This is a genomic window from Kitasatospora mediocidica KCTC 9733 (assembly GCF_000744225.1).
GTDB lineage: Bacteria > Actinomycetota > Actinomycetes > Streptomycetales > Streptomycetaceae > Kitasatospora > Kitasatospora mediocidica.
The window spans coordinates 338,235-351,126 of the sequence record NZ_JQLN01000004.1 but is presented as its reverse complement, the minus strand read 5'-3'; the positions used below and the strand labels follow the sequence as shown (position 1 = coordinate 351,126).

The window sequence follows — 12,892 nt, the reverse complement described above, 5'->3', positions numbered from 1 at the left end:
GGCCGTCGTAGCATGCGCAGCATGACAACCCATGGAATTCCTGAGGGCGTTGGCCACACGGCGCTCGGTGTGGCGCGGGCCCGGGCGATCGAGAGCCGGCGCCCCGACCGGCTCTTCGACGACCCGTACGCCGCCGCCTTCGTCACCGCCGCGTACGGCGAGCCGGCCGAGCCCAAGCCCGGCGAGGTGGCGCCCGGGCTGGTCGCGATGGCCCGCCACCTGGTGGTGCGCACCCGTTTCTTCGACGACTACCTGCTGCGGGCCACAGCCGAGGGCTGCACGCAGGTGGTGGTGCCGGCCGCGGGTCTGGACACCCGGGCCTTCCGGCTGCCCTGGCCGGACGGGGTGAGCTTATTCGAGATCGACCTGCCCGAGATCTCGGCGTTCAAGGAGCGGGTGCTGGCCGAGCAGGGCGCCGTCCCCGCCTGCCGGCGCAGCTCGCTGGTCGCCGACCTGCGCGAGGACTGGGCCGCGGTGCTGACCGGCGCGGGCTTCGACCCGGCGGCCCGCTCGGTCTGGCTGATCGAGGGGCTGCTGATCTACCTGGACGCGGCCGACGCCGCCCGGCTGCTCACGGTCGTCGGCGAACTGTCGGCCCCGGGCAGTCGGTTGGCGCTCACGCACGGCGCCGGCCGCCGGGACCGCGAGCTGCGCGGCCAGGACCAGGTGGCGCCCGAGCTGGCGGCGGTGGCCGCCCTGTGGCGCGGCGGTCTGGACGAGGACCCGGTCGACTGGCTGGCCCGCGACGGCTGGCAGGCCGTCCGGCACGACCGGGCGGAGGCCGCCGCCTCGTACGGCCGTCCGGACTACGTCTCCCCGCAGGCCCGATTCGTCACCGCCGAGCGGGTGGGGGCGGAGCAGGGCTGAGCGACCAGGGGTGTGGCCCACACAGTGGTCGCCCGCAGCTGTGGCCCGCCCACATGGGTGGGGCCGCCCGCTGCCCCTAGGGTGTCGCCCGGGCCGCTCCCGGCCCCGCAGACCAGGGGAGTTGACGCGCGGTGCGGGCACGAGGCGGCTGGATTCTCGCAGTACTGCTGTCGTTGGTGACGGCGTTCGCCGGGGCGCTGCCCGCCTCGGCCTCGGCGCCGGCCTACCTGAAACTGGAGGCGAGCTACGGCTCGGTCGCCAACGGCTGGGACCACGTGGAGCGTTACCTCGACACCACCACGGGCTACCAGCAGGAGCAGTACCCGCCGGACGGCCGCGGCGACCAGGACGGCCAGCGGCTGACCTTCTTCGGCGGAGTGCGGGAGCCCTTCTCCGGCCGCTTCCTGCTCTACTCCGCGCCCGGCTGGAACAGCGGCGCGCATCAGGTCCCGATCCTGCTGGTGCACGGCGCCAACGACAATCCGGACCGGGCCTGGGCCGATCCGGGTGAGTCCGGCGGCTACGGCTGCGGCGCGCTCAGCTGCCCCGACACCGGTCTGATGCAGTACCTTTCGGGCCGCGGCTACCGGGTCTTCGCGATCGGCTTCGCACAGAAGCAGGGCGACAACCTGATGCAGGCCCAGGAGGTCGGCGACGCGGTGGCGTTGATCCGGGCCAAGCTCGGCGTCCCGCAGGTCGACCTGGTGGGCTGGAGCAAGGGGGAGATGTCCGCCCGGGCGTACGTCTCCTCGCTCAAGCCCTCCTGGGGGCGCGGCTACGCGGGCGACGTCCGCCGGCTGGTCACCCTCGGTGGCCCCAACGGCGGCTACGACTACCCCTACGCGCACGGCTGGGCCCACGACTTCAGCATCTGGCCGGAGTGCGGCGGCACCGTCAACGCGCCCTCCCCGCATCTGGACATGACCTGCTACGGCGCCTACACCGCCCACCCGGAGTTCGCCTTCACGCCCACCTCGGGCCACGACGACTACCCGGGCCAGCGGCAGATGCTGGCCCGCTGGGACGGCAGCTACGGCGTCGACCAGACCCAACAGGACTGGTACACCACGTACTACGGCGGCCAGGGCCTCTACACCTACGGCACCGGTATCCAAGCCGCCATCAACGCGGGCTCGTTGGTCGCGCCGCTGCAGAAGGCCGGGGTGCCCGCCTCGATTCCGACCTTCCTGCTGGCCGGCGGGACGCCGAACATCGTCGGCATCTTCAACGAGGACCGTGGCCCGAGCGACGGCGTGGTCTTCGTCTCCAGCGCGCTGGACACCGCCGGGATCGGCGATGTCGCCGGCACCGCCCTGGTCGCCGCCGCCAACCACCTCGAACTCGGCTGGAACGGCGCGGTCGCCGCCCAGATCGACAGCTGGCTCGGCAACTGAGAGGGTGCCCGTCATGCAGCGTCCCACCCTTGCCGCGCGGCGCGTGGCGACCTCCAGACTGACCGTCAACATCCTTGAGAGGAAAGGAAGTTCCGAAGGTGAGCCGGTACTCCTCCTGCACGGCAACGTCTCCGCCGCGCCGTTCTGGCACCGGACCGTGGTCGACCTGCCCGCTGGATACCGCCCGATCGCCCCCGACCTGCGCGGCTTCGGCGACAGCGACCCGCTGCCGGTGGACGCCACCCGTGGGCTGAGCGACTACAGCGACGACCTCAGCGCGCTCCTGGACGCCCTCGGGCTGGACCGGGTGCACCTGGTCGGCTGGAGCCTGGGCGGCGGCGTGGCGCTGCGGCAGCTGCGCGACCACGCGCCGCGGCTGCGGTCGGTGACCCTGGTCAACCCCGTCTCGCCGTACGGCTTCGGCGGCACCCACGGCATCGACGGCCGGCTGAACCACCCGGACGGCGCGGGCTCCGGCGCAGGCACCGCCAATCCGGAGTTCGTCCGTCTGCTGGCCGCCGGTGAGCGCGCCGCCGACTCCCCGCTGGCTCCGCGCGCCGTGCTCGAAGCCTGCTACGTCAAGCGGACGTTGGACCCGGCGGCGGTCGACGACTACGTCGGCGCGATGCTCTCCACCCGGATCGGCGACGACCACTACCCGGGCGACTCGCGCACCTCGCAGGCCTGGCCCGGCATCGCCCCCGGGGACCGCGGCGTCCTCAACTGCCTGGCCCCGACGCACTTCCGGATCGACGACCTGGAGGCGGCGCAGGCCAAGCCGCCGGTGCTGTGGGTGCGCGGCGCCGAGGACGTCATCGTCTCGGACACCTCGCTCTTCGACCTGGCCCACCTCGGCGCCCTGGGCGCTGTCCCCGGCTGGCCCGGCTCACACGCCTGCCCGGCCCAGCCGATGGTGTCCCAGACCCGCGCCATCCTGGACCGCTACGCGGCGGCCGGCGGCAGCGTCCGGGAGGTCGTCTTCGAGGGCGTCGGCCACAGCCCGCACCTGGAGTGCCCGCAGGAGTTCGTGGCCGAGCTGACGGCGGTGCTGCGCAGCGGGCGGTGAAGCGCAGCCGTGAACGGGAGGTGTGAACGGGAGGCGTCAGCCGCCCGGCATCGGTCGTTCCTCCTCGACCAGCTGCTTGAACTGCTCCAGGTCGGCACGCACGGTGCGTTCGATCGCGCTGACCTGGGCGAAGCCGTGCGGCCCGCCGAAGGCCTCGCGGACGGCGTCCGGCTCGTACTCGACGCGGATCTGCACCCGGGTGCTCCCGGCGTCGAGCGGGAGCAGGGCGAAGGTGCCCTTCAGGTGGGCGCTGTCCATGGTCTGCCAGGTCATGACCTGGTTCTGGCCCCGGTCGGTGATCTCGGTCTCGAACGCCCGCTCGGTGCCCTCCACCTCGATGTCGAGGTGGGCCCGGCTGCCGCCGTGGGTGTGGGCGTGCAGCACGCCGTCGACGAAGCGCGGGTAGTCCTGGACGCGGTGCAACTGCTCCCAGGCCACCTGTATCGGCACGTCCACATCGATCTGCTCTTCGAGCCTGCTCATCCGGCGCCTCGCCTTCTCAGCTTGCTGGGTCCCCGCCGACCATTCCAGCGTGCGCCCTCGGCGGTGCGGTGGGCAACCAGAGACGGCGGCCGGCGGTTCAGGCCAGGCCGGGGACCTGGTCGGCGAGGGTGTTCCAGAACAGCAGCTCGTAGTGCTGGAGCAACCGTGCGTAGCGCCGGCCCAGGGCGATCCGCTCCGGCGTGAGGCCGCCGGCGGTGATCACCGAGAGCGCCTCGTCCTCCAGTTCGGGGGCCGGCACGGCGAAGAAGTCGAAGAACGCGCAGGAGGCGTCGCTGAAGCCGTAGCGGCGTCGCAGGGCGCGCGCGGTGATCGCACAGGACGTGCCCCAGTCGGCGAAGTTGGCGCTCAGTGCGAGCACCACCGCGATCGGGTCGCCGTTCAGGGCCAGCCAGGCCAGGTAGTTGGGGTAGGTCTGGCAGCCGGCCAGCGGCTCGTGCCCGGGGCCGGTCGCCGCCTCCCGTCCGCAGCCGGCCGTGAAGGCCGCCAGTGCGGTGAGCGCCCGGGACTCGCCGTCGGCCAGCCGGCTGAAATAGCCGCCGACGGGGGAGTCCGAGCAGCGGGTGGCCAGCAGCAGGAAGCTGCGCCGGTCGCTGGTGATGACGTGGTGCTGCTGCGCGGCGAGTTCGCCGAGCACGGCCAGCGGCGCGGTGCCCTGCTCGATCGGCGCGATGAGCCGGTTCGAGCCGTCGGCCGGCGCGAACTCCCGCCGGATGCTCTGCAGTACCTCGCGTGGCGTCGGGGACATCGGCTTGCGCCTCCTGTGGCCGCCGTGCGGACGGGCTGACGCGGTTCAGCGTAGACGCAACCCGGGGGCGCCGAGGCGGTCGCCGCGACGTGTCGCGCGGCCGCGTGGGGCGCGGCCGGGCATGACGGAGGTCTGGGGGATCAGAAGATCGACCAGCCGGTGGCGGTGGTGAAGGCGTCCAGGGCCGCGACCGCGCCCACCGAGTTCCCGGCGCGGTCCAGCGCCGGGCCCCAGGCGCAGAGCGCGCCCCGGCCGGGCACGATGGTCAGGATGCCGCCGCCGACCCCGCTCTTGCCCGGCAGGCCGACCCGGTAGGCGAACTCGCCGGCCGCGTCGTACGTCCCGCAGGTCAGCAGGACGGCGTTGACCCGCTTGGCGTCACTGCGCGAGAGCAGTCGGCTGCCGTCCGCGCGCAGCCCGTGGCGCGCCAGGAAGAGGCCGGTCAGCGCGAGGTCCCGGCAGCTGGCGGTGAGGGCGCAGTGCGCGTAGTAGTTGCTCAGCACCTCCTCGACGGGGTTCTCCAGGTTGCCGTAGCTCGCGATGAAGTGGGCCAGGGCGGCGTTGCGGTGGCCGTGCGCGGCCTCGGAGGCGGCCACCGCGGAGTCGGTGTCCAGCAGCGGGTTGCCGGACTCGGCGCGCAGGAAGTCGCGCACGGTCCGTCCGGCGTCTCCGGTCAGCGTGAGGAGCCGGTCGGTGACCACGATCGCGCCGGAGTTGAGGAAGGGGTTGCGCGGGATCCCGTTCTCGCTCTCCAGCTGGACCAGCGAGTTGAACGGGGTGCCGGAGGGCTCGCGGCCGACCCGGTGCCAGACCGTCTCGCCGCCGGTGGCCAGGGCGAGCGCGAGGGTGAAGAGCTTGGAGATGCTCTGCACCGAGAACGGCTGCTCCCAGTCCCCGGCGCCGTACACCGCGCCGTCGACGGTCGCCAGCGCGAGGCCGAACGAGGCCGGGTCGACCTCGGCGAGGGCCGGGATGTAGTCCGCGACCCGCCCGGTGCCGAGCACGGGCAGGGCGGCATCGGCGGCACGCCGCACTTCACGCTGGTAGTTCATACGATCATTCTGCATGCGTGGCGCGGCACCGGGAGAGCGCCCCGGCCGCCCTGCGCCGCCGCCCGGGGCGCGGCACAATGGTGACGTGCCGGAGCTGCCCGAAGTCGAAGCGCTCAGCGCCTTCCTGACCGAACGGCTCGTCGGGCGCGCGATCGGCCGGGTGTACCCGGTGGCGATCAACGCGCTCAAGACCTACCGGCCGCCGCTGGAGGACCTGGAGGGCCGCACGGTCACGGAGGTCGGCCGGCGCGGCAAGTTCCTGGTGATCGGCACCGGCGGGCCGTACCTGGTCGTCCACCTGGCCCGGGCCGGCTGGCTGCGCTGGCGGGAGAACCTGCCGCCCGAGCCGCCGCACCCCGGCAAGGGCCCGCTCGCGCTGCGACTCTGCCTCGCCGACCCTCCCGGCACCGGCTTCGACCTCACCGAGGCCGGCACCCACAAGGGCCTGGCCGTGTACTGCGTCGGCGATCCGGCCGAGGTCCCCGGCATCGCCCGGCTCGGCCCGGACCCGCTCGACCCGGGGTTCACCGAGGAGCTCTTCGCCGGGCTGCTGAGCGGCGAGCGGCGCCGGATCAAGGGCGTCCTGCGTGACCAGGCCACTATCGCCGGGATCGGCAACGCCTACTCGGACGAGGTGCTGCACGCCGCCCGGCTCTCGCCGTACAAGATCGCCGCCAAGCTCACCGCCGCCGAGACCGCCACCCTCTACGAGGCGATCGGCGCCACCCTGCGGGACGCCGTGGAGCGCTCCCGGGGCCTGGCCGCCGGTGAGTTGAAGGCCGAGAAGAAGACCGGCCTGCGGGTGCACGGCAGGGCCGGGCAGCCGTGCCCGGTCTGCGGGGACGTGATCCGCGAAGTCTCCTTCGCCGACTCCGCGCTGCAGTACTGTCCGACATGCCAGACCGGTGGCAAACCCCTCGCCGACCGTCGCCTCTCCCGCCTCCTGAAGTAGAGCTCCCCAAGCCGGGCATGGAAGGTCGTCCGCGTGGGTATCGCCCCCGCAGCCGTCCCCGACCCTCCGCAGGAGTGAACCGTGCCCGTCGCCGACCTGAGCCATGCCCGCGGAGCCACCGGCACGCCGCTGCTGACCGAGACCATCGGCGCCAACCTCGACCGCACCGCCGCCGCCTTCGCCGAGCGCGAGGCGCTCGTCGACCTGCCGACCGGACGGCGCTGGACGTACGGCCGGCTCGTCGAGGACGTGGACGTGGTGGCCCGCGGGCTGCTGGCGCTGGGCGTCGGCACCGGGGACCGGGTCGGGATCTGGTCACCGAACTGCGCGGAGTGGGTGCTGCTGCAGTACGCCACCGCCCGGATCGGCGCCGTCCTGGTCAGCATCAACCCGGGTTACCGCACCCACGAGTTGGTCTACGTCCTGCGTCAGGCCGGCGTTCGCACAGTGGTGGCGATGCCCGCCTACAAAACCTCCGACTACGCGGGCATGCTCGCGCAGGCCCGCCCCGACTGCCCCGAGCTGCGCGACGTGCTGCTGATCGGCGAGGCATCCTGGGACGCCCTGCTGACCGCCGGACGGGCCGGCGACCCCGCCCAACCCGCGCTCGTCGGCGCCGGGTTGAGCCCCGACGACCCGATCAACATCCAGTACACCTCGGGCACCACCGGGTTCCCCAAGGGAGCCACCCTCTCGCACCGCAACATCCTCAACAACGGGTACTTCGTCGGCGAGTTGTGCGAGTACACCGAGCAGGACCGGATCTGCATCCCGGTGCCCTTCTACCACTGCTTCGGCATGGTGATGGGCAACCTCGGGGCCACCTCGCACGGCGCCTGCATGGTGATCCCGGCGCCGTCCTTCGACCCCGCGGCGACGCTGGCGGCGGTGGCCGCCGAGCGCTGCACCTCGCTCTACGGCGTCCCGACGATGTTCATCGCCGAGCTCAACGACCCGTCCTTCGCCGAGCACGACCTCTCCTCGCTGCGCACCGGGATCATGGCCGGTTCGCCCTGCCCGAGCGAGGTGATGAAGCAGGTGATCGAGCGGATGGGCATGCGCGACGTGTCGATCTGCTACGGCATGACCGAGACCTCGCCGGTCTCCACCCAGACCCGCACCGACGACTCCTTCGAGCACCGGGTCTCCACCGTCGGCCGGGTCGGTCCGCACCTGGAGGTCAAGGTGGTCCACCCGTCCACCGGCGAGACCCTCCCACGCGGCGCCGCGGGCGAGTTGTGCACCCGTGGCTACTCGGTGATGCTCGGCTACTGGGACGAGCCGGAGCGGACGGCCGAGGCGGTGGACGCTGACGGCTGGATGCACACCGGCGACCTCGCCGTGATGGACGCGGACGGCTTCCTGGCCATCACCGGCCGGATCAAGGACATGGTGATCCGCGGCGGCGAGAACGTCTACCCGCGCGAGATCGAGGAGTTCCTCTACCGCCACCCCGACATCCTGGACGCCCAGGTGATCGGCGTGCCCGACGAGAAGTACGGCGAGGAGCTGATGGCCTGGATCCGGCTGCGCCCCGGCGCGCCCGAGCTGACGGCCGAGGCCCTGCGCGCCTTCTGCGACGGCAAGTTGGCGCACTACAAGATCCCGCGCTACGTGCACCTGGTGGATGCGTTCCCGATGACCGTCACGGGCAAGATCCGCAAGGTGGAGATGCGGGAGGAGGCGGTCCGGCTGCTGGCGGACCGGGAAGCGGAACGGGCGAGGTAGCGGCCGCACCCGGGATGCTGCACCGTCGGCTGCCCTTTCGGTCGTTGTGGAGGAGCCGCCACGGTGGTCACATCTGCTCGCCGGCCCCGCGTGGAGCGGCGGTGAGTGGGGAGGGACCGGCAGATGCACGGTGGAGAGCGGCGGCCCGATCGCGGGCGCGGACCGGCGGCGCCCGCGTCGCAGGGCCCGGCGGTGCGGGACCGGACGGCGGACGAGCCGGGGCGGGCCGCGCTGCGGCGGGCCCTGCCGCGGCCGGGGGCCGCGCCGACTCCGGGAACGCCAAGGCGTTCGAGGGACTGAACGACCTGGCCCGGGGTCAGTGCCTGAAGATCGTCGCACTGTTCCAGGGGCCCGAGTTCCGCCGCGCCGCCCTGAACCCCCTCGCGGCCGTGGCCGCGCTGAACCGGGTCATCGCCTCGGGGGGTCAGCTCGGGATCGCCGACGCCGTCTACAAGTCCACGCTGTTCGGTCCGAAGGAGTAGGAACCAGCAGGTCAGCGCGGCGGGCGCACGCCCGTGAAGACCGTGCTCGCGGTGAGCAGGAAGGCGTCGGGCCGGTTCAGGATGCCCTCCGGGGCCTCGGGGTCCACCAGGATGTCGAGGGTCCTGCGGTCCTCGGCGTCCAGGGGGTCGGCCATCCGGTCGCGTACCCGGGCCAGCTGATCGAACAGGAAGGCGCGGGCGGTGTCGTCCAGGGGTGCGGGCAGGTCGAGGAGGACGGTGTGGCTGCCGGCGTCGGTGAGCCCGGCGCGGGTGAGCATGGCGGGCCAGTCCTCGATCTCGGGCTTGCTGCCGGGCAGTTCGGTGCGCATGGTCTCGAACCACTGCTCCTGGACCACATCCAGCCGGGCCTGGAGGCCGGGCCTGCCGATGCCGATGTCGCGCGGCAGGAAGCGCGTCGGCAGCCCGCCCTCCGCGACGGCGAGGATTCCGCCGGGCCTGAGCAGGCCGGCCAGCGCGGTCAGGGTGGCCTGCTGGTCGCCGAGGTGGTGGACGGCCTTGCTGCTCCAGATCAGGTCCGCCGTGCCGAGGCCGGGCTCGCCGCCGCCGCTTTCGCCGTGCTCGCCGCCGCTGGTCAGTCCCTCGGGCAGCTGTGCGTGCCGGGTGGTCACCCGGCCGCCGAGACCGAGCCGCTCGGCGCGGGCCAGGGCGTGGTCCAGCAGCCCGGGTGCGCCGTCCACCGCGACCACCTCGGCGTCCGGGAAGGCCTCGGCGAGGACGCAGGTCATCACGCCCGGCCCGCTGCCGATGTCGAGGATGCGGCGGCGGACCGTCTGCCCACTCCCGTCGGCGCCGAGCAGGCCGCTCAGGTGGGTCGCCATGCGGTTGAGGGCCGGCAGCTGGAGTTCGCCGTTGCGCTCCAGGTGGGCGGCCATGTCCTCCCAGTCGATCTCGGTGTCGTGCTGCCCGTGGCTGTCGCCGTGGCTGTGACCGTGTCCGGAGTGGTTGTGTGCGCTCATGGGGGGAAGCGTGCCCCCCGCCGAGCGAGCGTGGCAACTTCCGTTGCTGATTCCGGGACAGTGGTGTGGAATACCCGGATGGACACCCCATCTCCTCCCTACCAGGCGGTCCTCGACGAGGTGGCCCCCCGGCTGCGCCGCCTGCGCGACAAGCGCGGCCTCACCCTGGCCGCGCTCTCCGAGGCGACCGGCATCTCCAAGAGCACCCTCTCCCGCCTGGAGTCGGGGCAGCGCCGTCCGACCCTTGAGCTGCTGCTGCCTCTCGCCGACGTCTACCAGGTGCCCCTGGACGACCTGGTCGGAGCCCCGGCGGTGGGGGATCCCCGGGTGCGGCTGACGCCGCGCGCGCTGACGAACGGCGGGACCGCCGTCCCGTTGACCCGGGGGCCGGGCCCGCTTCAGGCCTACAAGATGATCATCAACGACCGGGGTACCGAGCCGGAACTCCGGACCCACGAGGGCTACGAGTGGCTGTACGTGCTGGGCGGACGCCTGCGCCTCGTCCTCGCCGAACACGATCTGGAGCTCGGCGCCGGTGAGGCCGCCGAGTTCGACACCCGGCTGCCGCACTGGTTCAGCAGCGCGGACGGGCGGCCCGTCGAGATCCTCAGCCTCTTCGGGCGCCAGGGTGAGCGGATGCACGTCCGCGCGAAGCCCTCCGCGAAGCCCCGCGCCTGACGGTCCGGCACCCCGCGGGCGGCGCCCGCGGCGCAGCCGTCCCGCAGGTGTACGGTGCCCTGGTCCCCGCCCCGATCCCCGACGCGCCACCGAGAACCACTGGAGTCCGCATGTACGCACGCCCCCTCGGCCCGGGAGCGCGGCTCGCCCCGCTGGAGCCCTGGCGGGCCGCGGAGTTCCTCGCCAACCTCGACCGCTGCCGCACCCACATCGCCCCTTGGGTCGGCCGCAGCTTCGTCGCCAAGGACCTGGAGTCCGCCGAGGCCGTGCTGCGCCGCTACTGGGACGCGCAGGGACGGACGGGCGCCGGAATCCACGGCATCTGGCTGGACGAAGTCCTGGTCGGCGGCGTCATGTTCGTCTCGATCGAGAACGCGACGGGCGTCGCCGAGGTCGGGTGCTGGCTGGAGCCCGCGGCCGAGGGGCGCGGGCTGGTCACCCGGGCGGCCGGGCTGCTGATCGACTGGGCCTTCCGCGAGCGGGGGGTGCGCCAGATCATCTGGGACACCCGGGCTGCCAACGTCCGCAGCATCAGCACCGCCCGCCGTCTCGGCCTGACCTTCCAGGAGGCGGACGACTCCGGCGAGTACTCCAGGGAGATCTGGTCGATCGGCGCCGAGGAGTGGCTCGGCCGACGGGTCGCGGACGGCGCAGGCGGCACGGGTGGTTCGGTGGGCGCTGTTTCGGACGAGGACCAGATCGACGCCCTGGGCGCGGAGTTCTTCGACGCCTTCACCAACGCCGACGGCCGGGTGGTCGATCTGGGCGCGCTGGAGGCCTCGTTCGTCCCGGGTGCCGTCATCGTGACCCGCGCCGCGGATCCCGCCCCGGTGCGGGTCGAGTCCCTGGAGGAATTCCTGACGCCTCGACAGAAGTTGCTCACCGATGGCGAGTTGACCGACTTCAGGGAATGGGAGACGACCCGGAGCACGCTGGTGTCCGGCGACCTCGCGCTGCGACTCGTCCGCTTCGCCAAGTCCGGTGTCCTGCGCGGCACTCCGTTCACCGGTGGCGGGACGGCGGGTACCCAGCTGGTGCGGACGTCGGCCGGCTGGCGGATCGCGGGCCTCACCTTGAGCGACGACGACGGCGCGCAGGGCTGACGGCGACACTGGGCTCTGGGCTCAGCCGATCGCCAACTCCCGTGCCAGTGAGGGATTCAGCGGGTAAGGCCGTTCCGGCGGGAGGAGCCGGGCGGCCTGCGAGGCGCGGCCGGAGCGGACCAGCTCGGCGATCCTGCGGACGCGCGGGGTGAGGTCGGTGATCGAGATCGTCCACTCGTCCGCGAAGGCGTCGATCAGGCCGCGGCCGACGCCGACCTGGATGCTGTAGTGGTTGAGGGCCGCACCCGAGAGCGAGCGCTCCGGGTCCCACTGGACGTGCACGGCGGCCCGCTCCACGGCCGCTGGGTCAGCGGTTGTCGGAACGGCCCGGGCCAGCGCCTGTTCCCACCCGGCCCGGCTGATCCGCACGGCCAGGACGCATGTCTGGCCCGGCTTCTGGCCCCAGTTGCTGCGGTGCATCAACCAGCGGAAGGACGGCTTGATCCAGGTCATCCGACCGCGCGAGAACGGCGCGACGAACCGGTTCGCGGCCACGGCAGGCCCGGCGATCGCCGGTGCGTAGGCCTGGTAGAGCACGATGCCGGCGGCATCGTAGTCGGCACGGATCTCACGTAGCTGCGTCACCGGCCCCACTGTGCCGGTCCGCGACGCTCACGACCAGCGGATTTCCGGTGCCCTCTTGTCGCGTGGATGTGTAATATCCACAGAGGGATATCAACCATTACTCATTGCTCGAAGGGGTGGCCGGATGCTGGAGATCGCGCGCACGTGGGTCGAGGGCTGGACCGTCTCACGCCGGACACCCAAGCCGGTGGACGTGCCGTGGGGACTGCGTATCGCGGTCGGTCAGCCGGCCCAGAGGGTCCGCCACGTCCTGCGGGACGCCGATGCCGAGGTCGCCCGCGGGCTCGTCGACTCGATCACCGAGCCGGCCACCTGGGTCAAGGCGTTTCTCGAACCGGACGTCATGGAGCCGTGGTTCGGCTCCGGGTGGCATCCGACCGAACCCGGCTTCCTGATGGGCGTCGACCTGCGGCCGTCCGCCGTGCGCCCGCCCGACGGCTACACCGTCATCACCGAGACCGCCGACGCCGTCACCTACGTCCGGGTCCTGACCGCCGGCGGGGAGCTCGCCGCGCGCGGGCAGCTTGCGCTGACCGGCGCCGCAGGCGTGTTCGACCAGATCTCCACCGAGCAGGCCCACCAGCGCCTCGGCCTCGGGACACTCGTGATGGACACGCTCACCAACGCGGCCGTCGACAACGAGGTGGAGACCGGCCTCCTGGGCGCGACCCTTCAGGGCCGGGCGCTCTACGAGACGCTCGACTGGAAGGTCATCGCCCCCCTCACCGGCTATATCCACCGGCCCGTCGCTCTCTGAAC

At 72.7% G+C, this 12,892-nt stretch carries 14 protein-coding genes; 9 read left to right on the top strand and 5 right to left on the bottom strand.

Annotation, left to right across the window (positions count from 1 at the left end):
* The first annotated feature begins 21 nt into the window (after positions 1-21).
* From BS80_RS09365 to BS80_RS09355, 3 genes are all read left to right on the top strand, one after another.
* Positions 22-867, top strand: a complete 846-nt coding sequence (locus tag BS80_RS09365; protein WP_035797087.1) for an SAM-dependent methyltransferase — start codon at positions 22-24, stop codon at positions 865-867.
* A gap of 131 nt (positions 868-998) precedes the next feature.
* Positions 999-2,261: an esterase/lipase family protein gene (locus tag BS80_RS09360; protein ID WP_035795414.1), complete on the top strand. Its 1,263-nt coding sequence runs from the start codon at positions 999-1,001 to the stop codon at positions 2,259-2,261.
* A gap of 13 nt (positions 2,262-2,274) precedes the next feature.
* Positions 2,275-3,327 (top strand): alpha/beta fold hydrolase, encoded by a 1,053-nt coding sequence (locus tag BS80_RS09355; RefSeq protein ID WP_035795411.1) that lies wholly within the window; start codon positions 2,275-2,277, stop codon positions 3,325-3,327.
* A 36-nt stretch (positions 3,328-3,363) separates the two neighbouring features.
* Here the strand turns inward: BS80_RS09355 and BS80_RS09350 are convergent, their stop codons facing one another.
* From BS80_RS09350 to BS80_RS09340, 3 genes are all read right to left on the bottom strand, one after another.
* Entirely contained in the window at positions 3,364-3,810 is a 447-nt protein-coding gene (locus BS80_RS09350; protein ID WP_035795408.1) for an SRPBCC family protein, read from the bottom strand.
* 97 nt (positions 3,811-3,907) lie between these two features.
* Positions 3,908-4,576 (bottom strand): hypothetical protein, encoded by a 669-nt coding sequence (locus tag BS80_RS09345; RefSeq protein WP_035795406.1) that lies wholly within the window; start codon positions 4,574-4,576, stop codon positions 3,908-3,910.
* A gap of 140 nt (positions 4,577-4,716) precedes the next feature.
* Positions 4,717-5,628 carry a glutaminase gene (locus BS80_RS09340; protein ID WP_035795404.1) on the bottom strand — a complete coding sequence of 304 codons (912 nt, stop codon included), beginning with the start codon at positions 5,626-5,628 and terminating at the stop codon, positions 4,717-4,719.
* 85 nt (positions 5,629-5,713) lie between these two features.
* Between BS80_RS09340 and BS80_RS09335 the strand changes: the two genes are divergently transcribed.
* From BS80_RS09335 to BS80_RS09325, 3 genes are all read left to right on the top strand, one after another.
* Positions 5,714-6,580, top strand: coding sequence for an Fpg/Nei family DNA glycosylase (locus tag BS80_RS09335; protein ID WP_035795402.1), 867 nt, complete (start codon positions 5,714-5,716; stop codon positions 6,578-6,580).
* Between the two features lie 81 nt (positions 6,581-6,661).
* Entirely contained in the window at positions 6,662-8,308 is a 1,647-nt protein-coding gene (locus BS80_RS09330) for an AMP-binding protein (RefSeq protein WP_035795400.1), read from the top strand.
* 101 nt (positions 8,309-8,409) lie between these two features.
* Positions 8,410-8,790, top strand: a complete 381-nt coding sequence (locus tag BS80_RS09325) for a hypothetical protein (RefSeq protein WP_035795398.1) — start codon at positions 8,410-8,412, stop codon at positions 8,788-8,790.
* Between the two features lie 11 nt (positions 8,791-8,801).
* On the opposite strand, the gene BS80_RS09320 is transcribed toward BS80_RS09325, so the two are convergent.
* On the bottom strand, positions 8,802-9,767 hold the full coding sequence (locus tag BS80_RS09320; RefSeq protein ID WP_035795397.1) for a class I SAM-dependent methyltransferase: 966 nt from the start codon (positions 9,765-9,767) through the stop codon (positions 8,802-8,804).
* A gap of 78 nt (positions 9,768-9,845) precedes the next feature.
* Between BS80_RS09320 and BS80_RS09315 the strand changes: the two genes are divergently transcribed.
* Positions 9,846-10,445: a helix-turn-helix domain-containing protein gene (locus BS80_RS09315; RefSeq protein WP_035795395.1), complete on the top strand. Its 600-nt coding sequence runs from the start codon at positions 9,846-9,848 to the stop codon at positions 10,443-10,445.
* Positions 10,446-10,555: 110 nt separating this feature from the next.
* Complete coding sequence (locus tag BS80_RS40520) at positions 10,556-11,548, top strand: GNAT family N-acetyltransferase (protein ID WP_035795392.1); 993 nt, start codon at positions 10,556-10,558, stop codon at positions 11,546-11,548.
* Between the two features lie 21 nt (positions 11,549-11,569).
* Here the strand turns inward: BS80_RS40520 and BS80_RS09305 are convergent, their stop codons facing one another.
* Positions 11,570-12,133: a DUF4291 domain-containing protein gene (locus BS80_RS09305; protein WP_035795389.1), complete on the bottom strand. Its 564-nt coding sequence runs from the start codon at positions 12,131-12,133 to the stop codon at positions 11,570-11,572.
* 124 nt (positions 12,134-12,257) lie between these two features.
* Here BS80_RS09305 and BS80_RS09300 point away from each other — a divergent pair, with 124 nt between their 5' ends.
* Positions 12,258-12,890, top strand: a complete 633-nt coding sequence (locus BS80_RS09300; protein ID WP_035795386.1) for a GNAT family N-acetyltransferase — start codon at positions 12,258-12,260, stop codon at positions 12,888-12,890.
* The last annotated feature ends 2 nt before the right edge of the window (positions 12,891-12,892 follow it).